This window comes from Paraburkholderia sp. Ac-20347, assembly GCF_017104805.1.
Lineage (GTDB): Bacteria > Pseudomonadota > Gammaproteobacteria > Burkholderiales > Burkholderiaceae > Paraburkholderia > Paraburkholderia tropica.
On record NZ_JAAGPN010000073.1, the window covers coordinates 16,765 to 36,326 of the forward strand.

The window sequence follows — 19,562 nt, forward strand, 5'->3', positions numbered from 1 at the left end:
CTCAGCCTCCGTGCTGCGCTTCGACGCTGGCGCTGGCTTTGGCGTTGTCAGCGGCATCGGCATCCATGCGCGGCGCGACTTCGCCCGTGGCCGGATTCAGCGCGACCTGCACGGCACTCACGGCATCGCCGACACGCACCTGCTGACTCCCCTCGACGACCAGCAGATCGCCGTCCCGCACGCCGCCCGACACGAGCAGATCGTTGCCCACGTCGCGCGTGTTCGCGAAGGTGCGCTCGACCACGCGCCTGTCGACCACGAAAAGCGCCGTGGGCTCGCCGCGCGCGTTGCGGCTGATAGCGCGCTGCGGGATCAAAAAGCCGCGCGGCACGCTCCCTTCTTCGACGATCGCCCGCACATACATGCCGGGCAGCAGAAGCCGCGACGGATTGCGCAGCATCGCGCGCATCGTGTAGGTGCCGGTGGTCGTACTGACGCTCGACTCGGCGAAAGCCAGCTCTCCGGCGAGCGGATAGAGCGCGCCGTTTTCGAGCCGCACACGCACCGGAATATGATCGCCGGCCGCATGAATGCGTCCGGACGCGATCGCGGCGCGCAGGTTGAGCAGGCTCGCGCTCGACTGAGTGACGTCGATGTTGACGGGATCGATCTGGTGAATCGTGGTCAGCGCGGTGCTCTGGCCGGCCGTGACCAGCGCGCCAGGCGTGAGCGCCGACTTGTCGATACGCCCCGAAATCGGCGCGCGTATCGTCGTGTAGTCGAGGTTGATGCGCGCGGTTTCCAGCGCGGCCTGCGCGGCGGCCACGCTCGCTTGCGCCTGTGCGAGCGTGTCGATCGCCGACTCGTAATCCTGCTTGCTGATCGCGTTGAGTTTGACCAGATCGCGATCGCGCACGGCCGTCGCACGAGCGCCCGGCACGGCCGCCCGCGCCTTTTGAAGCGCCGCAAGCGCACTGTCGTACGTGGCGCGATACGGCGCGGGATCGAGTTGATAGAGAGGCTGTCCGGCCTTGACCTCGCCGCCTTCGACGAACAGCCTGCGCTGGATGATGCCGCCCACCTGCGGACGCACCTCGGCCTCCTCGGACGCGACGACGCGGCCCGGCAGTTCGCTCGTGAGCGGCACCCTCCGGGCTTGCAGGGCGATCACGCCCACAGCCGGGCCGGCGGGGGCGTCGCTTCGCGGCGCCTCGGTCTTCGGGCCACAGGCGCTCAGGATCATCGCGGTCATCGCGGCCGTCAGCGCGAGACCGATGCTCGTATTCTTCATGGTGGATTGCAGACCTGATATCGGGCGAGCCGCCGCGCGGGCGGACTCGCATTGCGTTGCCGCGCCGGAAGACGGCGCTTACGCCAGCGCGTAAAGCGACTTGAACTGCGCGTCGCTCATCGGCCAGGAATTTCCGGTTTCGTCGGTGAGAATCCAGTCGCCTGACCTGACATCGCGCCAGCCCTCGGGCGTCGCCACTGCCCAGCCGCCGGTGCGCAGCACCACGCGCGGATGACCGCCGGGTCCGAACCAGCGCTCCGCCTCGACGGCGGCCCCTCTTTTTTGGAAACGCATGCCCGCTATCCCTGGAATAATGTCGATACCCCGAAATCGTGCGCTTTCGCCTTCCATTCCAGATGGAGAATTCGTGGAGATATCGTGGAGACAGTCGGACAGTCCGCGCGGATGTGAGAACATGGCTCGGAACTGTTTGCCTGAGATCGCTGCCATGACGAACGCGCTGATCCTGATCGTCGAAGACGAACCCGAGATCGCAGAAATCCTCGACGCCTATCTCGTGCGCGAAGGATTCCGCACTTACCGGGCAGCCGATGGCCAGGTCGCCATCGACATTCAACCTTCGATCAAGCCCGATCTCGTACTGCTCGACGTGAAGCTGCCGCGTCGCGACGGCTGGGCCGTGCTCGCGGAACTGAATCGCCGCGGCAACACGCCGGTCATCATGCTGACCGCGCTCGACGAAGACATCGACCGTCTGCAGGGCCTTCGCCTCGGCGCGGACGACTACATCGTCAAGCCCTTCAATCCCGTCGAAGTGGTGGCGCGCGTGCACGCCGTTTTGCGCCGCACGAGCGGCCTGCGTACGCAACGCGTACTACGCGCCGGCGCGCTCGAACTCGACACGGAAAGCTACCAGGTCAGTGTCAGCACGCGTGGCGTCAGCACATCGCTTGCGCTCACGCTGACCGAGTTCCGCATCCTCGCTCACATGATGAAGTCGCCCAACCGGGTGTTCAGCCGCAGCGAACTCCTCGATGCCTGTCTTCCCGGCAGCGACGCGCTCGAACGCACCGTTGACAGCCATATGAGCAACCTGCGCAAGAAGCTCGAGCAGGTTGGCAACAGCGACGCGATCACGGTGGTCCGCGGCGTCGGTTACCGCTTCGGGCGCGCGTGATGAGTCAGCGCAGCAATCTCGGCAAGCAGATCGTCCTCACGACGGGCCTCGTTTCGGTGATCACGACGCTGATCGTGTTCGTCGGGTCGTTCATCCTCTACGACCTGATGTTCGCGTTCGACCCGCCGCCCGGGCCGCCCGATTCGCTGTTTCCGCAGGCGCCCGACTATCTGATTTTCGCGGTGGTGGCGCTGTGCGGACTCATCGTCGCGGTGCTGATTGCCTTGCGGCTCGCACGCCGCATTCTCGCGCCGCTCAATTCGCTCGCCGAGGGCGCACGCCGCATCGCCGCGGGCGACCTCACGGCGCGTGCGATCCCGGGCGATCGCTCACTCGGCGAGACGGCGCGCATGGTCGACGACTTCAACTCGATGGCCATGAAGCTCGAAGACATGGTGGGCAATATGGCGGCCTGGAACGCGGCGATCGCGCACGAGTTGCGCACGCCGCTCACGATCCTGCAAGGCCGTCTGCAAGGTATGATCGACGGCGTGTTTTCGCCGGATGAAGCCCAGCTACGCGGTCTGCTGCTGCACGTCGAAGGCCTGAGCCGGCTCGTCGACGATCTGCGCGTGGTCACGCTGCAAGACAGCGGCCGGCTCGATATGCTGCTCGCGCCGACCGATGTGAGCGTCGAAGTCCTGCGCGCGGTCGAGTCGATGCGCAACGTGCTGGAGAGCGCGGAACTCGAGGTGGAGTTGATGCTTGCGCCGGCTGTCGTACCCTGCGACGCCGCGCGCATACGCCAGGCGGTGCTCGCGCTGCTGGACAACGCGCGGCGCTATGCTCAACCGGGCTTTTTGCGAATTGCCGTGGGTGCGAAGGATGAGCACTTCGCGATTCGTATCGAGGACGCAGGTCCAGGGCTGAGCGCCGATTTCGCGCCGCATGCATTCGATCCGTTCACACGCGCCGAAGCCTCGCGCTCGCGCGTGTCTGGCGGAACCGGTTTGGGCCTCTCGGTCGTGCGCGCCATCGCGATGGCGCATAAGGGCGACGTTCGATATGAGACATCGCCTGAAGGCGGGGCGATTTTTGAAATCAGGATTCCGGGACGGTCGTGACTAGTCAGCGCGAAGCAAACGCCCCGATTGCGGACACACAGCGGCTGGCAAGCCGTTAGCCCAGAGTTGCTCGCTCTCGAGTTGCAGCGACGTCGAAGGATCAATATCGAAAGCGATCTTCAGCGCGCTTCCAACATTGGAGTCTTCGATGGGTAGTTCCCACGTCAGGAATATCTGCGTGAAGTCCTGGCCCGGCGGAAATTCGGCAGCGGAGAAACTGTCGCTGCCGCGCTGAATGACGCCGTGTGGCTGAACCGGATCGAAGATCACGACGGTTCCCCGCTTGAGCGGAATACGCTGGCCCGTCAAGGGAAAGTGCAAGTCCAGACCCTTATCTTCACTCAGGAAAAGATTGCAGAAAGCGATGCCGCCGTATTGCTCGCCATCGTGGTGATAGCGCGCGCCACGACAGGCCATCAGCGCCATGTCGCAATCTGCAATCACCGCGGACAGTCCCTCGGCAACGGCCCACTCAGACACCGCCTGCACGCAGCGCCTGTAGTCGGGCCAGCGCATTTGCGTGCGCGCCAGAGGCATCACCTCGACATCGCCAGGTTCCAGAGCGAGCCGCACCTCGGCCTCCCTTCGCCAGTCCGCGATCATGGCCGCAGGAGGCATCGGCAGATCGAGCGTTCCGGATAAAAAAAAGTCACTGACGCGGCGACTGCGGATGACGTCGCCGCTCCAGAAAAAAGAGGTCAGGATAGTTTGCATCAATGCTGTCGAAGGAAGCTCGTCGCAGCATTGTAACGATTCATCCTGGGCATCCCGGCAGAGACCGCCCGTTCGCTCACGCCTTGAGCGCTACCCGCGCAGCTACGGCATCCAGCTCGAAACGGAACGTCGCGCCGCGCGGCTCGCGTTCGAGCAGTTCGATGCGGCTGCCATGCAGTTGCAGCATCCGTTGCACGATCAACAATCCCAGACCGCCCTGGCGGCGCACATCGCCGGAACTGAACGCGCGCCGGAACAGATTCGCGCGTAGCTCGGGCGCGATTCCCGGCCCGGTGTCGCTGACCACGACGCTCACCCTGTTGCCCTCACCCGCCAGTTCGACGCTGACCTCGCCGCCTTCGGGCGTATGGCGGATCGCGTTGTCGAGCAGATTGGTCAACACGCGCTCGATCATGCCCAGATCCGCGCAAACCGCCGGCAAGCGCGCGGGTATATCCGCCCGCAGACGGATCTGCCGGGACTGCGCCGCCAGCTCGAACTTCTGGAACACGTCCTGCACGACGTCCGCAAGCGGAAAGGTTTCGAGCGTCAGTTCCACGTTCTCATGTTCGAGCCGCGCCAGCTCGAACAGCGATTGTGCGAGACGCCCCACTTTCGCGCTCTGCGCGAGCGCGACCGCCAGATAGCGACGACGTTCGCCGCGCTCCAGGCTTTCGTCCTTCAAGGACAAGGTCTCGAGATAGCCGTGCAGCGAGGTCAACGGCGTACGCAGATCGTGCGAAATAGTCGCGAAGAGTTCGCGCCGCTCCTGATCCTGCCGTTTGAGTTCGCGCCACTGCAGTCCGATGCGATCGGCCATCTCGGCGAACGTGCGTTCGAGAATGGCGATCTCGTCGCGCGTATCCGTGTGCGCCGCCGAACGGCTGAGCGCGAGCCGCGCCGGTTCCGATCCGGCGCGAATCGAGGCGTCGAAGCGGCCTACGGCTTCAGTCAGACGCCGCAAGGGACGCGTGACCAGACCGAACGCGATCAGACCGGCGACGAGGCCGAGCGAGGCGACCACGGCCATCAACCCGAGCGTCGTGCGCAGCACCGTGCTTTGCGCAAGCCGCGAAGCCAGCGCGTCGCGCGCCTCGCCAATCAGCACGACGTAGATATAGCCCGCCGGGTGGCCGTCCGCGCCGGGCACCATGGCGACGCTGAACACCTTGCGGGCGTCGTTGCTGCGCGGATCGTCGCCGAGAATGGGCAAGGGTTCGTTGGCCAGAAAGCGCCGCACCGGCTGCAGATCGACCTGCGTGCGACGGATATGTCCTGGCGGCGCGTCGTCTCCGGTGATGCGCCCGTTTGCATCGAGCAGATAGACTTCGACGCTCGGATTCACCGCCATCAGTTGTCCGAACAAGGTGCGCAGCGCGGCCGGTCTGGGGCCGTCCGCGCCCATGAGCGCCGAGTTACGCGCGATGTGCGAGGCGAGGTCGTGCGAAAGCGCCTGGATGACCTCCTGATCGTGCAGATCCGATGCCCGAATCTGCAACCACGCCGACGCGCCGCAACACGCGAGCAACAACACCGAAAACACGATGGATACACGCTGTGTCAGCGAAAGTCTCACGACGCGCCTCCTTGCTGATCGTCGCGCGGCGCGGCGTTGCCCGCCGCCCCGAGCGGATCGAATTTATAGCCGCGTCCCCAGACGGTCAGGAGTCGCGCCGGCTGCGCCGGATCGGCTTCGATCTTGGTGCGCAAGCGGTTGATGTGCGTGTTGACCGTGTGCTCGTAGCCTTCGTGCTGATAGCCCCAGACCGCGTTGAGCAGTTCCATGCGCGAGAACACCTTGCCGGGATGGCGCGCGAAGTGATAAAGCAGGTCGAATTCGCGCGGCGTCAGCTCGATGCGTTTGCCGTCGACCTGCGCTTCGCGCGTGACCGGATCGATCGAAAAACCGCCCAGCATCAGCGTCCCGCCTTCGAGCCTCAGATCCTTCGCCATCGCCTCCACGCGCCGCAGCAAGGCCTTCACGCGCGCGACGAGTTCGAGCACCGAAAACGGCTTCGCGAGGTAATCGTCGGCGCCGAGTTCGAGTCCGAGAATGCGGTGCACTTCGCTCGAACGCGCGCTCGTGATGATGATGGGCGTGTAGCGCGTCATGGCCCGCGCGCGCCGGCAGATTTCCAGGCCGTCCACGCCCGGCAGCATCAGATCGAGAATCAGCGCGTCCCAGCCGCCCTGTTCGAGCAGGCGCAGCCCTTGCGCGCCATCAGCGCTATGCACGACCTCGTAGTGTTCGTCGCGCAGATGCAGCATGAGCACGTTGGCGATATCCGCGTCATCTTCGACGATGAGCACGCGTTTGGTCCGATCCATGTGTCGTTCGACTCGCTCGATAAGGCGCAGCGCCGCCAGGTAGAAGCGCAATGAGAAAACATCATTGTGCAGAAATTCGCGCACGGAGTTATCACAATTAATTTTACTTTCCGTGAGGACTTCGATATCGGCCGCTGCCTATGCTTTGTGTAAAGGATGCGTATCGCCGGACGCCTGAACGGCGGTGCATCGCACAAGGAGAGCACGATGAATATCCGCAGAAGGATGCTGTTATCGGGTAGCGGCGCGCTAGCCGTCATGGCCGCCCTCGGCCAGTGGCGCGTGAAGGCGGCCCAGCCGGGCGGCGACGCGGCTGCGGCCATGAGCGCGGCGCCCCGGCCCGCCGAACATTTCGCCGTGGCCCACAGCGACGCCGAATGGCGCAAGCTGCTCACGCCCGCCCAGTACGACGTGCTCAGAAATGCGGGGACCGAACGCCCGTTCACGAGCCCGCTCAACGACGAGCACCGCGCCGGCCTCTTCGCCTGCGCGGGTTGCGCGACGAATCTCTTCGACTCGAAAACGAAATTCGACAGCGGCACGGGCTGGCCGAGCTTCTATGCGCCGATTCCGCACGCGGTGGTCGAGCATCAGGATCTGTCGTTCGGCATGGTCCGCACCGAAGTGCGTTGCGCGCACTGCGGCGGTCACCTCGGTCATGTCTTCGACGACGGCCCGAAGCCGACCGGCCTGCGCTACTGCATGAACGGCGTCGCCATGAACTTCAAGCCCGGCACGGCCTGAACCTTCCGAACCCGCATCGTCTTTTCCGACACCATCATGTTACTCATCGTCCTCGCGTATCTCGGCGGCGTGCTCACGATCCTGAGCCCGTGCATCCTGCCCGTGCTGCCCTTCGTCTTCGCGCGCGCAGATCAACCCTTCGTGCGCTCGGGCTTGCCGCTGCTCGGCGGCATGGCCGCCACCTTCGCGGTGGTCGCCACGTTCGCCGCGGTCGGCGGCGGCTGGGTCGCGCAGGCCAATCAGTACGGCCGCTGGCTCGCCATCGCGCTGCTCGCGGTATTCGGCCTCACGCTGCTGCTGCCCCGCTTCGCCGATCGCGTCATGCAGCCGATTGTCAGCGCGGGCAACCGCCTCACCAACGCGGCGCAACAAGACGGGACGCGGGGGATCGGCTCGTCGTTCCTGCTCGGCGTCGCCACGGGGCTGCTGTGGGCGCCGTGCGCCGGTCCGATTCTCGGCCTCGTGCTGACCGGCGCGGCCTTGAAAGGCGCGAGCATCGGCACGACGTTTCTGCTGCTGGCCTATGCGGCTGGCGCGGCGACTTCGCTCGCCGTCGCGCTGCTGCTCGGCGGGCGCGTTTTCGCAGCGATGAAGCGCTCGCTGGGCGCGGGCGAGTGGATCCGGCGCGGCATCGGCGCGGCGATGCTCGCCGGTGTGGCGGCCATCGCGCTCGGCCTGGACACGGGCGTCCTCACGCGCATTTCGACGGTCGCGACGGGCGGTCTGGAACAACGTCTCGTCGACACGTTTGCACCGTCACGCACGCCTGCGATGGCCATGACCGGCGCACCCAGTGCGGCAACAAACACGATGACGGCGACCGGCGGCGCCATGATGCGCGCGTCCGAAACCCTGCGGCCCGCGACGACGCCCGCCCTGCCCGTGCTCGGCCAGCTGCCGCCTCTGACGGGTGCCGTGCAATGGCTGAATTCGCCGCCGCTGAGCGCGCAGGCGCTGCGGGGCAAGGTCGTGATCGTCGACTTCTGGACGTACTCGTGCATCAACTGCCTGCGCTCGCTGCCTTACGTCAAGGCGTGGGCGAGCAAGTATCGCGACAAAGGTCTCGTGGTGATCGGCGTGCATGCGCCCGAGTTCGCCTTCGAACGCAACATCGACAACGTGCGCAAGGCCGTTCACGACCTCGGCGTCGATTATCCCGTCGCCATCGACAACGACTACGCAATCTGGCGCGCGTTCGACAACCAGTACTGGCCCGCGCACTATTTTGCCGACGCCCAGGGGCGGATTCGCTACGAGCACTTTGGCGAAGGCGAATATGACCAGTCCGAGCGCGTCATTCAGCAACTGCTCGTGGAAGCGGGCCACGCGGATGCGGCGAGCGTCCCGATCGGCCTCGACGGCGCAGCAGAGCACGGCGTCCAGCGTCAGGCCGACAACGCCGATATGCGCTCGCCCGAAACCTACGTCGGCTTCGAGCGCGCCGAAGGCTTCGCTTCGCCGGGCGGCGTCGTGCAGGATCGCGCCCACGACTATGGCGCACCGTCGAATCCCGAACTGAACCAGTGGGGATTGCGTGGCGAATGGAGCGTGGGCGCGGAACACGCGACGCTCGCCACGTCCGGCGGCGCGATCGTCTACCGCTTCCATGCACGCGACCTGCATCTGGTTCTGGGCCCCGGCCCGGACGGCAAGCCGGTGCGTTTTCGCGTGACGGTCGACGGCAAGGCGCCCGGCGACGCGCACGGCACCGACGTGACAGCCGACGGTACGGGCACGGTCACCGGCCAGCGCCTCTATCAACTGATTCGCCAGCCCGGCGACGTCGCGGATCACACCTTCGCGATCCAGTTTCTCGATCCGGGCGTTCAGGCGTTTGCCTTTACGTTCGGCTGAGTTCGGCTGAGTTCGGCTGAGTTCGGCTGAGTCCGGCTGAGTCCGGCTGAGTCCGGCTGAGTCCGGCTGAGTCCGGCAGAACGCACTTGTCTTGAGTCTCGACTACAAGGATGACATCGTGAATGCACTCTTCATGCAATCCGGCAAAATCGCACGCTTCGGCGCGCTGGCGATCGTCGCCGCCGCCGTCGCGCTCTGGCAGCGCAGCGCTCACTCCGACGAACGGGCGGTCGCGATTCCCGCGCCGCTTCAGGACGAGCATGCGAACAACGCGCATTCGGAAACCGCCGTGGTGGCGGGCGGCTGCTTCTGGGGCGTCCAGGGCGTGTTCGAACACGTGCGCGGCGTCACGCAGGTGGCGTCCGGCTACACGGGCGGCGCGGCCGACACGGCGCAATACGAACGCGTGAGCGACGGCGATACGGGACACGCGGAATCGGTGTCGATCACGTTCGATCCCACCGTGATCAGCTACGGGAAAATCCTGCAGATTTTCTTCTCGGTCGCGCACAATCCGACCGAACTCGACTATCAGGGCCCCGACCACGGCACCCAGTACCGCTCGGCGATATTTCCGGTGAACGCGCAACAGCGCACCGTGGCGCAGGCTTATATCGCGCAATTACAGGGCGCGCATATGTTCACGGGACCGATCGTGACGCGTGTCGAGACCTTCAAGGGTTTTTATCCGGCCGAGAACTATCATCAGAACTTCCTCGCCCTGCATCCCGATTATCCGTACATCGCGATCAACGACATGCCCAAGGTCGACGCCTTGAAGAACCTTTTCCCCACGCTGTACAAGACCAAGCCGGTCTTGTTTCAGACGGCGGCGAATGGAAAGTCGTCGTGACCAGGCGATCGACAGCAATCCGGCTTTCATCAGTCGATATAACGCAGCGCCAGCACGACGACGCCAACCATGCAGGCGATGATCAGCATGATGCCGATTCGCAGTCCGATCAATTCGGGCATCGCGCCGCCGACCAGGGAACCCAGGATCGCGATGCCCATTGCCATGCCGATTTGCCGCGACGTGTTGTAGACCCCGGAGGCCAACCCCGCATACGCGGGATCGACCGACGTCGTGGCCACGACGTTCAACGTCGGCGAATAGATGCCGGTCCCGATCGCGATCAGCACGGTGCCTAGTACAAAGATCGGCCAGGTCGCCGGCGTCGAAATCCACAGGGCGATGACACCACCGAGCAAAGCCCAGACCGCGCCCATCCAGAGCATCCAGCGAGGCCCGCGCTGGAGCAGCCGGGGATTGAGCACCATCGTGGTCAGTATCAGGGCGATGGCGAACGGCAATTGCAGCGTGCCGGCGTGCAGCGGCGTGACTTTCCAGCTTCGCTGCACGAACAGCGCCAGCATGAACAGCAAGCCGTAACAACTGAACTGGAACGCGAAACCGCCCGCCGCCGCCGCGCTGAAGGTTCGGTTGCGAAAGATTGCGAGCGGCAGCATCGGATGCTCGACGCGCTGCTCGATACGAATGAACGCGATCAGCCCAAGCACGCCCGCCGCGACGAGCGTCAGCACCAGCGGATGTGTCCGGCCCAGCGTGTTGCTTTCGATGAGACCCGCCATGAGCGCCGTCAACGCCAGCGAACCGACGCCGACACCCGGCAAATCCAGCGGATGCACGCGACGCGGCGTTTCGCGCAGATGGCGGTAGGCGAACCACGCGCCCAGCAGGCCGATCGGCAGATTGATCAGGAAGATCGACGGCCAGCCGAACACTTGCGTCATCAGCCCGCCGCCGAACGGACCGATGACCATCGCCATGCCGCCGGTGGTGGCCAGCGTGTTGACGACGCGGGCGCGCGAGGCTTTGTCCGGCCAACTCTTGGCCACCAGCGAAAGCACCATCGGCAGCAGTCCGGCCGCCGCAATGCCTTGCAGGATGCGGCAAACAATCAACCCATGCAGCGACGGGCTGAGCGCGCAGCACAACGAGGTGAACGCAAAGGCGAGGATCGAGCCGATGAACAGACGCCGGGCGCCCCAGCGGTCACCGAGTGCGCCGGTCGTCAGGAGCAGGCTCGCCAGCGGCAAGGTGTAAGCGGTCACGACCCATTCCAGTTGCGAGAGCGTGCCGTGGAACTGCCGCTGGATGCTCGGTAAAGCGAGGTTCAACGCCACGCCGTCGAGCGTCACCATGAACATCGCGGCGCAGATCGCGGCCAACGCCCAGACGCTATTGCCTGCTTGATCCGCTCGACCAGCCGGGCCGGTGTGCGCTGCGCGACCGGATGAAATGGACAGTGGCATGGTGAAAACTCCGGTTGTACCAACTAGTATGTTTTTAATGTAGCACGAGACATACTAGTTGGTACAATCATTTCATGAGCACATCCATCGACAAACTGATCGAGACGACCCAGGCCCTTTTATGGGAACGCGGCTACGTGGGCACGAGCCCGCGCGCCATCCAGGACGGCGCCGGCGTCGGGCAAGGCAGCATGTACCACCACTTCCGCAGCAAAGCGGAGCTGGCGCTGGCGGCGGAAGAGCGCTCCGCGGCGGAACTGATCGAGGAAGTCCGGCAGATTCTGGACGGCCCGGGCGAGCCGCTGGAACGCGTGCTGACCTACCTCCGGCTCGAACGCGACATCCTGAAGGGGTGCCGGATCGGCCGACTGGCCGCCGACCCGGATATCGTGGCCGACGACACATTGCGCAAGCCGCTCGAAGAGACGTTCGCGTGGATTACCGCGCGTCTGGCCGACTTGCTGCACGAAGCCCAGGCTCGCGGCCACCTGCCGCCGGGACTCGATTCCCAGGCTCTGGCGGCCACCGTTCTCGCTGTGCGCCAGGGCGGCTATGTGCTGGCGCGAGCCGCCAACTCGACGGCGCCGTACGAGCAGGCCATCGAAGGCATGGTCTCCTTGCTGACGCGTCGCCCTGAAGGATCCGATTGAGCGAACCGGGCCGTCCGGGCGCTTGCCCTCATCTCACTGACGCGACGCCTGATAGCCCTCGTTCAGCATCCAGTGACTGAAACGCGCATATTCCAGCGCATACCCGCTGGCGCCCTCCGACATTTCCACGGCGTACGCCAGTTCGCGCACGCAGGCATAGTGCGCAATGCGATTGCTTTCGTACGCCTGCAACGCGGCATGCAGATCCCCATGACGTTGCAGCGCATCGATCAACACCTGAATGTCCTCGACGCCAAGCGTTCCGCCCGCCGAAATATGCGGCGATAGCGCATGCGCGGCATCGCCGATCAGCGCAACACGCGACGACGTCCAGCGCGGCAGCGGCGGCACGAACATGATCGGGTTATGCAGGATCTGCGCGTCCGGCGTGCGCTCGATCAGCGCAATGAGCGCGTCGTTCCAGCCCGTGTCGTTCATCAGCGCAGCGCGGCGCAAGGCTTCTTCCTTCTTCGTGCCGGTGGGCGGCGCGCTGTCGAACTGGTTGACCATCCACACGACCTGATCGCCGTAGGTTCGCGTGAAGCCGCCCCGCACGCGCCGATGACCCACGGTCAGCACGGTGCCCGCAGCGGGTTCGTCGCCTGCTGCGACCATGCCGCGCCATACGTGGTGCCCCGCATGAGCCTGCGCGGGATATCCGGGCACCAGTTGCGCGCGCACGGCGGAATACGCACCATCGGCGCCGAGCAGAAGATCCGCGTGTTCGACGCTGCCGTCGTCGAAGGTCACGCTGACGTGATCCTCCGCTTCGGAAAACGCGACCACTTTGGTATCGAGGCGGATGTTGTCGACACCGACCGCCGCCGCAAGCCGGCGATTCAGTTCGGGACGCGGCACGAGCAGAAAAGTGTGATCGACGGGATCAAAGCCGTGCGCCCTGTGCGGCTCGCCGCTCGCATCGTAGAACCACGTCTCGACCGTCGTGCCGATCGACTGGATCGAGTCGCCCACGCCGAATCGCGCAAACACATCGAGCGCGTTGCGCCACAAGCCGATAGCCGCGCCCGCCGCGCGAATCTCCGACGCCTGCTCGCAGACCAGCACATCCCAGCCAATCGATTTGAACGCGATACCCGAAGTCAGTCCGACAATTCCGCCGCCTGCGATGATGACGCGCATGATAATTCGCTCCGTGAGTGAGTTCCGCGACAGCCGTGTTTCGTGAAAAGATGAGGTCTAGGTTATGAGCGATCGCTCACATTGGAAACTCGCATCGTTGCGCGACTTACGAAACCACTACACCCTTGACCGGCGGGGCAAAGCAGCCGAAATTCGACGGTCCGGGACCGAGCCCCGCGAGCGGGCTCACATTTGTGCGCTGTCTTCATCGGCCGAGCACCATGCGTCAGACAAAAACACCGCCTACCGCGAAGAAAACCGCTGCATCGAGGTCGCCGCGCAAACTGCCGCTACAGCCGCGGGCAAACGCAACCGTCTCCGCGATACTCGAAGCCGCCGCGCAGATTCTGGAAACTGAAGGTTTCAAGGCCTACACGACCAACGCCATCGCCGAGCGCGCGGGCGCCAGCATCGGCTCGCTTTATCAGTACTTTCCGAACAAGGCGGCGCTCACGCAGGCACTCATCGAACGCGAGGACAGCGCACTCGGCGAGCGCCTGAAGACCTTGCTCGATCGACCTTCGGGTATCGGCCTGCTGCGGGAATTGTTGAGGATCGCCGTCGAGCATCAGTTGCAGCGCCCGGCGCTCGCCCGCCTGCTCGATGCCGAAGAAGCGCGCCTGCCGCCTCGCCAGAGCGCACAACCGCTGCACGCGCTGTTGATGTCGATCCTCGGGCGAGCGCTGGGCGAAGCGCGTCTCGCGCGCGAACCGCGTCTGCCCCAGGATCTCTTCGCGATCGTTCACGGGATGGTGGACGCCGCCGGACAGCACGGCGAAGACGACGCCGATGCGCTCATCGTGCGGATAGAGCGAGCCGTCTGGGGCTATCTGCGTGTCGATGACGATCCTGCGCCGCGTTGATGCCGGACGGGAAGCGGACCCGCCCTGCTATATTGCAGAACAATATCGGCAAAGGCAGGTATTACCGTGAATAATCTCCGTCGTCTCGATCTGAATCTGCTGGTCACGCTCGACGTGCTGCTCGACGAACTCAACGTCACGCGCGCGGCCGAACGGCTCGCCTTTTCGCAGCCCGCCGTGAGCGTGCAACTGGCGCGTCTGCGCGACCTGCTCGGCGACCCGCTGCTGCTGCCCGGCCCACGCGGCATGCGCCCGACCGCACGCTCCGAGTCCTTGCGCGAACCGCTGCGTGAAGCGCTCGACGCGCTGGAGCGCGCGGTCGCGCCTGAAGGTCCGTTCGATCCGTCGGCGGCGCAGCACACCTGGCGCGTGTCCGCCACCGACTACGGCGAATCGACCATCGTGCTGCCCGCGCTCAACGCGCTGCGCGCGACCGCGCCGCATACGCGCCTCGCCGTAATCGAACTGCCGCCCGCGAATCTCGCGAGAGCCGCCGAACAGGGCGAGATCGATCTCGCGATGCATATCGTCAGCGACGCGCCCGACACGCTGCGCCAGAAACTGCTGTTCAAGGAGCGCTACGTGCTGGCCGGGCGCGCCGGGCATCCGCGTCTGAAGCGCCGCCCGAGCGCGAAGCAGTTCTGCGAACTCGAACACGTGATCGTCTCGCCGGACGGCGGCGGCTTTCGCGGCGTCACCGACGAAGCGCTCGCGCAAGCGGGACTCGCGCGCCGCGTGGTGCTCTCCGTGCCGCATTTCCTGTTCGTGATCGCCGCGATCTCCCAGACCGATCTGGTCGCGATGCTGCCGTGGCGGCTCGTGCGCGGCAATCCGGCGCTGCGGCTTGTCGAAGCGCCCGTCGAGGTGCCCGGTTATGAGATGTGCATGCTGTGGCACGAGCGCGTGCATCGCGATCCGGCGCATCGCTGGCTGCGCGAGCAGATCGCCGCCGCGATGTGAGCGCTCGCGCGATTGATTAAACGCAACGCGCCGTCACGGCGCGAAACATCGCGCGGCGCGCTCATGTAACCCATCGCGCAAAGTGCGCGCGGCATCGCCCGGATCGCCGCTGGCATCGCGCAAAATAAGTCACTCAATATCAACGGCTTACGCAGTCGCGTGCCTCACGCACGCTCGCACCGCGCACACGCCGCCAACGCGCCACTATCAGATAACTCCGATTCTTGCGGCGCATCCCTCCGGATTGACAAGCCCTGGCGCGATTTCAATAATCGCCCCCGGCTCGCCAGAGCAGGCTAATTCTCTAATTTTTACGCGTCAAGCAGTTCGCGTCATCGAACGATACGCGGTCGATCGGCACGTCAATGTCAAAGAACAGTTAATCAGGATAACGAATGAGACACCCATCCCGACTCTTCCTCCGTGCCGCTGCGTTCGCCGCAATCACAACGTTCTCCGTCGCGCAAAGCAACACCTCGTTCGCCGTCACGATTCCGCCGGGAACCGCGCTCGCGCAGAAACAGGAAATCACGCGGCAACTGATCGCCGAAATCGAGTCGCTCGATCCTGCGCGCATCGAATCGGTCAGCGCGAATCTCGTGGGCATCGACGTGTACGAAGGGCTCACGCGCATCGACGCGGCGGGCAACGTGGTGCCGGGCGTAGCCGAATCGTGGACGCATCCCACGCCCGATACGTGGATTTTCAAGCTGCGCCGCGATGCGAAATGGAGCGACGGTCATCCGGTGACCGCCGCCGATTTCGTCTACGCCTGGCAGCGCATGGCCGATCCGAAAACGGCCTCGGTCTATACCGTCGCGATCGAATTCCTCCAGAACGCGAAGGCCGTCATCGCGGGCAAATCGCCCGTGACGAGTCTCGGCGCGCGCGCGATCGACGCGACCACGCTCGAAGTCAAGACCGACGCGCCCGCGCCCTTCTTTCCCGAACTGACGGCCAGTGCGAGCATGGCGCCCATCGACCGCGCGACCGTCACGAAGTACGGCGCGAGCTGGACGCGTCCCGGCAATCTCGTGAGCAACGGTCCGTACGTGCTCGCCGACTGGCAACCGAACAACCGCATCGTGCTGATGAAGAATCCGCACTACTGGAACGCCGCGCGCGTGGCCATTTCGAAGGTCACGTATCTGCCGATCGAGAGCGACGAGACCGCCATGCGCATGTTCCAGTCCGGCCAGATCGACATGACGTATCAGTTGCCGTCCGGCCAGTACGCGCAGATCCAGAAGCAGTTCGGTCCCGAGCTGCGCGCCGGCACGCAGATCGGCACGTATTACTACGCGCTCAACAACACCGATCCCGCGCTGCGCGACGCGCGTGTGCGTCAGGCGCTGTCGATGGTGCTCGACCGCGACCTGCTCACCGCGAAGATCACGCAGAACGGCGAGCGTCCCGCCTATGGTCTGATCGTGAACGGCACGAAGGGCGCGCAACCGTATGCGCCCGACTGGGCCGCATGGCCGATGGCGAAACGCGTCGACACCGCGCGCGATCTGCTGAAAGCGGCCGGCTATTCCGATGCGAAGCCGCTGAGTTTCAAGCTCATCTACAACACCAACGAAATGCACAAGAAGGTCGCGCTGTTCGCGACGAGCGAGTGGCGCACGAAGCTCGGCGTCAACGCGACGATCGAGAACCTCGAATTCAAGGTGCTGCTCAAGCAACGTCACGACGCGGCGTATCAGATCGCGCGCGACGGCTGGTACGTCGACTACAACGACGCGATGTCGTACTTCGGCCTGATTCAATGCGGCAGCCCGCAGAACGATCAGCGTTACTGCAATCAGAAAGTGGACGCCGAAGTCGCGCAGGCGAATCGTCAAATCGACGGCGCGAAGCGCGAAGCGATGCTCACCGACGCCTTCAATCGCGCGATGGCCGACTCGCCGCTGCTGCCGCTGTTCCAGTACGCGAACGCGCGCCTCGTGAAGTCCTATGTCGCGGGCTATTCGCTGACGAACTATGTCGACCAGCGCGCCACGCAGGACATGTACATCCTCAAGCACTGATCCGCGCCTCGCCATGTTCGCCTATACCTTGCGCCGCCTGCTCTGGGCGGTCCCCACCGTGCTCGCGGTCGTGACCGCCTGCTTCCTGCTGCTGCATTGCACGCCCGGCGGCCCGTTCGACACCGACAAGCCGCTTTCGGCCGCAGCGCTGGCGAATCTCAACGCGCGCTATCACCTCGACGAACCGCTCTGGCGGCAGTATCTGCGCTATCTGGGCGCGCTGCTGCAGGGGGACCTCGGCAGTTCGTTCCGTTACGCCGACTGGTCCGTGAACGAACTCGTGCGCAAGGCGTTGCCGATCAGCCTCGGCGTCGGCGGCGTGTCGATTCCGCTCGCCGTGCTGTTCGGCGTGGCGCTGGGCGCGCTGGCCGCCGTGCGCCGCAACAGCCTGATCGACCACGCGGTGATGCTGCTAGGCAATCTCGGCAACGTGGTGCCGCCGTTCGTGCTCGGCCCGGCGCTCGTGCTGTGTTTCGCCATCCTGATCAAATCGCACGATGGCAGCGGCTTGCTGCCCGCCGGCGGTTGGGGCGACGGCGAGTGGCATTACCGCGTGCTGCCCATCGCGCTGCTGGTGGTCGTCAACATGGCGTCGATCGCGCGCGTGATGCGCGGCAGCCTGATCGAAGTGCTGTCCGGCAACTTTATCCGCACCGCGCGCGCCAAGGGTCTGCCCGGCCACACCATCGTGCTGCGCCATGCGCTGCGCCCCGCGCTCATGCCAGTGGTCTCGCTGCTCGGCCCGGTGTGCATTTCGTCGATCACGGCCGCCGTGGTCACCGAGTCGGTGTTCGCGCTGCCGGGGCTCGGCCAACTGGTCGTCAACGGCGCGGTCAATCGCGATTACACGCTCGTGCTCGGCCTCGTCGTGCTCACCACGGTCTGCGCCGTGCTGTTCAACCTGCTCGTCGATCTGGCGTATGCGTGGCTCGATCCGCGCATTCGTTACTGATTGCGTCTGTTTATTTTCACGCCATGAATGCCCTTTCCACGCCACCCGCGCACGCCGCCGAACCCCCTCCGACACGGTGCGCATTGCCGCCCGCGCTCGCGCGCTTCGTGCGCCATCGCGCGGCGCTTGCGAGTCTCGCGCTGCTCGTGCTGATCGCGCTCGCCTGTTTCATCGGCCCGTTGCTGCTGACGAACTCGCCTACCGAAAGCGACTGGAGCGCCATCAGCCTCGCGCCCACGCTGCAAGGCGGCCACTGGTTCGGCACCGACGAACTCGGCCGCGATCTGCTCGCACGCACGCTCGTCGGCGGACGCGTTTCGCTCGAAGTCGGGCTGCTCGGCACGCTGGTGTCGACGCTCGCGGGCGTGCTGGTCGGCGCCACGGCCGGCTTTCTCGGCGGACGCACGGACGCCGTCCTCATGCGCATCGTCGACATGATGTACGCGATCCCGTACATGCTGATCGCGATCCTGATGGTCACGCTGTTTGGCCGCGCGTTCTCGCTCGTCGTGCTCACGATCAGCGCGTTCTCTTGGCTCGACATGGCGCGCGTGGTGCGTGGCCAGACGCTCTCGCTGCGCACGCGCGAGTTCGTCGACGCGGCGCGCGCCATCGGCGTGAAGCCGGCCGCGATCATCGTCCGGCATATCGTGCCGAATCTCGCGGGCATCGTTGCCGTGTATGCGACGGTCACGGTCCCCGCCATCATTCTCACGGAGTCGGTGCTGTCGTTTCTCGGCCTCGGCGTGCAGGAGCCGATGACGAGCTGGGGCGTGCTGATCGAGGACGGCGCGCAGAAACTCGAAGCCATGCCGTGGCTGCTGCTCTGCCCCGCCGCGCTGCTGTGCACGACGCTCTATTGCGTGAACTTCGTCGGCGACGGGCTGCGCGATGCGCTCGACCCGCGGGAGCGTTGAAATGGCGCTGCTCGAAGTCGAACAACTCGGCGTGCGTTTCATGCGCCGCGACGGGCCGCCGCTCACGGTCGTCCACGATGTTTCGTTTGCGCTCGAAGCGGGCGGCACGCTCGGCATCGTCGGCGAATCGGGCTCGGGCAAGAGCCAGACCGTCATGGCGATGCTCGGCCTGCTCGCCTCGAACGGGCGCGCGCATGGTCACGCGCGTTTTCGCGGCGACGACCTGCTCGCGATGAAGTCTGGCGCGCTCAACCGCATTCGCGGCGACCGCATCGCGATGATCTTCCAGGACCCGATGACCTCGCTCAATCCGTTCCTCACGATCGAACGGCAGATGACCGAGGCGCTGCAACGGCATCGCAAGCTCACGCGCCGCGCGGCGCGCACGCGGGCAATCGAAGCGCTCGAACGCGTGCGCATTCCCGACGCCGCGCGCCGCATCGGCCTCTATCCGCACGAGTTTTCGGGCGGCATGCGCCAGCGCGTGCTGATCGCCACGGCGCTCATGATGGAGCCCGACGTGCTGATCGCCGACGAACCCACCACGGCGCTCGACGTGACCGTGCAGGCGCAAATCATGGCGCTGTTGCGCGAGATGAATCGCGAGCGCGGCACGGCCATTCTGCTGATCACGCACGACATGGGCGTCGTCGCCGAACTCTGCGACGACGTCATGGTGATGTATGCCGGGCGCGCGGTC

The 19,562-nt window shown here is 65.2% G+C and carries 19 protein-coding genes; 12 read left to right on the plus strand and 7 right to left on the minus strand.

The window, feature by feature from the left end; genetic code table 11:
* Window position 1: 1 nt before the first annotated feature.
* Window positions 2–1,231 (minus strand): efflux RND transporter periplasmic adaptor subunit, encoded by a 1,230-nt coding sequence (locus G3N97_RS16265; RefSeq protein ID WP_205994152.1) that lies wholly within the window; start codon window positions 1,229–1,231, stop codon window positions 2–4.
* A gap of 78 nt (window positions 1,232–1,309) precedes the next feature.
* On the minus strand, window positions 1,310–1,681 hold the full coding sequence (locus tag G3N97_RS39455) for a hypothetical protein (protein ID WP_241030625.1): 372 nt from the start codon (window positions 1,679–1,681) through the stop codon (window positions 1,310–1,312).
* Here G3N97_RS39455 and G3N97_RS16275 point away from each other — a divergent pair.
* Both G3N97_RS16275 and G3N97_RS16280 read left to right on the plus strand, forming a co-directional pair.
* Window positions 1,680–2,369 carry a response regulator gene (locus G3N97_RS16275; RefSeq protein WP_205994153.1) on the plus strand — a complete coding sequence of 230 codons (690 nt, stop codon included), beginning with the start codon at window positions 1,680–1,682 and terminating at the stop codon, window positions 2,367–2,369. The genes G3N97_RS39455 and G3N97_RS16275 overlap by 2 nt on opposite strands.
* The gene (locus tag G3N97_RS16280; protein ID WP_205994154.1) at window positions 2,369–3,433 is read left to right on the plus strand and encodes an ATP-binding protein; all 1,065 of its coding nucleotides are present in this window, start codon (window positions 2,369–2,371) and stop codon (window positions 3,431–3,433) included. The genes G3N97_RS16275 and G3N97_RS16280 overlap by 1 nt, the downstream gene beginning before the upstream one ends.
* Here the strand turns inward: G3N97_RS16280 and G3N97_RS16285 are convergent, their stop codons facing one another.
* The 3 genes from G3N97_RS16285 to G3N97_RS16295 form a co-directional block, all read right to left on the minus strand.
* A complete protein-coding gene (locus G3N97_RS16285; protein WP_205994155.1) occupies window positions 3,434–4,147 on the minus strand; it encodes a hypothetical protein in 714 nt (237 codons plus the stop codon). It lies immediately after the preceding gene.
* 76 nt (window positions 4,148–4,223) lie between these two features.
* Window positions 4,224–5,723: a HAMP domain-containing sensor histidine kinase gene (locus G3N97_RS16290; RefSeq protein WP_205994156.1), complete on the minus strand. Its 1,500-nt coding sequence runs from the start codon at window positions 5,721–5,723 to the stop codon at window positions 4,224–4,226.
* A complete protein-coding gene (locus tag G3N97_RS16295; RefSeq protein ID WP_205994157.1) occupies window positions 5,720–6,475 on the minus strand; it encodes a response regulator transcription factor in 756 nt (251 codons plus the stop codon). The genes G3N97_RS16290 and G3N97_RS16295 overlap by 4 nt, the downstream gene beginning before the upstream one ends.
* A gap of 207 nt (window positions 6,476–6,682) precedes the next feature.
* Between G3N97_RS16295 and msrB the strand changes: the two genes are divergently transcribed.
* From msrB to msrA, 3 genes are all read left to right on the plus strand, one after another.
* Window positions 6,683–7,219, plus strand: coding sequence for a peptide-methionine (R)-S-oxide reductase MsrB (msrB, locus tag G3N97_RS16300; protein WP_205994158.1), 537 nt, complete (start codon window positions 6,683–6,685; stop codon window positions 7,217–7,219).
* A gap of 36 nt (window positions 7,220–7,255) precedes the next feature.
* Window positions 7,256–9,073 carry a cytochrome c biogenesis protein DipZ gene (locus G3N97_RS16305; protein ID WP_205994159.1) on the plus strand — a complete coding sequence of 606 codons (1,818 nt, stop codon included), beginning with the start codon at window positions 7,256–7,258 and terminating at the stop codon, window positions 9,071–9,073.
* 133 nt (window positions 9,074–9,206) lie between these two features.
* Entirely contained in the window at window positions 9,207–9,926 is a 720-nt protein-coding gene (msrA, locus tag G3N97_RS16310; protein WP_205994171.1) for a peptide-methionine (S)-S-oxide reductase MsrA, read from the plus strand.
* 29 nt (window positions 9,927–9,955) lie between these two features.
* On the opposite strand, the gene G3N97_RS16315 is transcribed toward msrA, so the two are convergent.
* Entirely contained in the window at window positions 9,956–11,350 is a 1,395-nt protein-coding gene (locus G3N97_RS16315; RefSeq protein ID WP_346778071.1) for an MFS transporter, read from the minus strand.
* A gap of 74 nt (window positions 11,351–11,424) precedes the next feature.
* Here G3N97_RS16315 and G3N97_RS16320 point away from each other — a divergent pair, with 74 nt between their 5' ends.
* Window positions 11,425–12,000 (plus strand): TetR/AcrR family transcriptional regulator, encoded by a 576-nt coding sequence (locus G3N97_RS16320; protein WP_205994161.1) that lies wholly within the window; start codon window positions 11,425–11,427, stop codon window positions 11,998–12,000.
* A 33-nt stretch (window positions 12,001–12,033) separates the two neighbouring features.
* Here G3N97_RS16320 and G3N97_RS16325 read toward each other — a convergent pair whose 3' ends face one another.
* Complete coding sequence (locus G3N97_RS16325; RefSeq protein ID WP_205994162.1) at window positions 12,034–13,140, minus strand: NAD(P)/FAD-dependent oxidoreductase; 1,107 nt, start codon at window positions 13,138–13,140, stop codon at window positions 12,034–12,036.
* A 221-nt stretch (window positions 13,141–13,361) separates the two neighbouring features.
* On the opposite strand from G3N97_RS16325, the gene G3N97_RS16330 reads away from it, so the two are divergent.
* The 6 genes from G3N97_RS16330 to G3N97_RS16355 all read left to right on the plus strand — a co-directional run.
* Window positions 13,362–14,003, plus strand: a complete 642-nt coding sequence (locus G3N97_RS16330) for a TetR/AcrR family transcriptional regulator (RefSeq protein ID WP_205994163.1) — start codon at window positions 13,362–13,364, stop codon at window positions 14,001–14,003.
* A gap of 66 nt (window positions 14,004–14,069) precedes the next feature.
* Window positions 14,070–14,963, plus strand: a complete 894-nt coding sequence (locus G3N97_RS16335; RefSeq protein WP_205994164.1) for a LysR family transcriptional regulator — start codon at window positions 14,070–14,072, stop codon at window positions 14,961–14,963.
* A gap of 395 nt (window positions 14,964–15,358) precedes the next feature.
* The gene (locus G3N97_RS16340) at window positions 15,359–16,993 is read left to right on the plus strand and encodes a peptide ABC transporter substrate-binding protein (RefSeq protein WP_205994165.1); all 1,635 of its coding nucleotides are present in this window, start codon (window positions 15,359–15,361) and stop codon (window positions 16,991–16,993) included.
* 13 nt (window positions 16,994–17,006) lie between these two features.
* The gene (locus G3N97_RS16345; protein ID WP_205994166.1) at window positions 17,007–17,945 is read left to right on the plus strand and encodes an ABC transporter permease subunit; all 939 of its coding nucleotides are present in this window, start codon (window positions 17,007–17,009) and stop codon (window positions 17,943–17,945) included.
* 23 nt (window positions 17,946–17,968) lie between these two features.
* On the plus strand, window positions 17,969–18,862 hold the full coding sequence (locus tag G3N97_RS16350; protein ID WP_205994167.1) for an ABC transporter permease subunit: 894 nt from the start codon (window positions 17,969–17,971) through the stop codon (window positions 18,860–18,862).
* Window position 18,863: 1 nt separating this feature from the next.
* Window positions 18,864–19,562: ABC transporter ATP-binding protein (locus tag G3N97_RS16355; RefSeq protein ID WP_205994168.1), on the plus strand; the 699-nt coding region annotated here is incomplete at its 3' end.

Coding starts and splice junctions, on each gene's coding strand:
- G3N97_RS16265 (WP_205994152.1), bottom strand. CDS start 1,231: ATGAAGAATACGAGCATCGGTCTCGCGCTGACGGCCGCGATGACCGCG.
- G3N97_RS16275 (WP_205994153.1), top strand. CDS start 1,680: ATGACGAACGCGCTGATCCTGATCGTCGAAGACGAACCCGAGATCGCA.
- G3N97_RS39455 (WP_241030625.1), bottom strand. CDS start 1,681: ATGGCAGCGATCTCAGGCAAACAGTTCCGAGCCATGTTCTCACATCCG.
- G3N97_RS16280 (WP_205994154.1), top strand. CDS start 2,369: ATGAGTCAGCGCAGCAATCTCGGCAAGCAGATCGTCCTCACGACGGGC.
- G3N97_RS16285 (WP_205994155.1), bottom strand. CDS start 4,147: ATGCAAACTATCCTGACCTCTTTTTTCTGGAGCGGCGACGTCATCCGC.
- G3N97_RS16295 (WP_205994157.1), bottom strand. CDS start 6,475: ATGGATCGGACCAAACGCGTGCTCATCGTCGAAGATGACGCGGATATC.
- msrB (WP_205994158.1), top strand. CDS start 6,683: ATGAATATCCGCAGAAGGATGCTGTTATCGGGTAGCGGCGCGCTAGCC.
- G3N97_RS16305 (WP_205994159.1), top strand. CDS start 7,256: ATGTTACTCATCGTCCTCGCGTATCTCGGCGGCGTGCTCACGATCCTG.
- msrA (WP_205994171.1), top strand. CDS start 9,207: ATGCAATCCGGCAAAATCGCACGCTTCGGCGCGCTGGCGATCGTCGCC.
- G3N97_RS16315 (WP_346778071.1), bottom strand. CDS start 11,350: ATGCCACTGTCCATTTCATCCGGTCGCGCAGCGCACACCGGCCCGGCT.
- G3N97_RS16320 (WP_205994161.1), top strand. CDS start 11,425: ATGAGCACATCCATCGACAAACTGATCGAGACGACCCAGGCCCTTTTA.
- G3N97_RS16325 (WP_205994162.1), bottom strand. CDS start 13,140: ATGCGCGTCATCATCGCAGGCGGCGGAATTGTCGGACTGACTTCGGGT.
- G3N97_RS16330 (WP_205994163.1), top strand. CDS start 13,362: ATGCGTCAGACAAAAACACCGCCTACCGCGAAGAAAACCGCTGCATCG.
- G3N97_RS16340 (WP_205994165.1), top strand. CDS start 15,359: ATGAGACACCCATCCCGACTCTTCCTCCGTGCCGCTGCGTTCGCCGCA.
- G3N97_RS16345 (WP_205994166.1), top strand. CDS start 17,007: ATGTTCGCCTATACCTTGCGCCGCCTGCTCTGGGCGGTCCCCACCGTG.
- G3N97_RS16350 (WP_205994167.1), top strand. CDS start 17,969: ATGAATGCCCTTTCCACGCCACCCGCGCACGCCGCCGAACCCCCTCCG.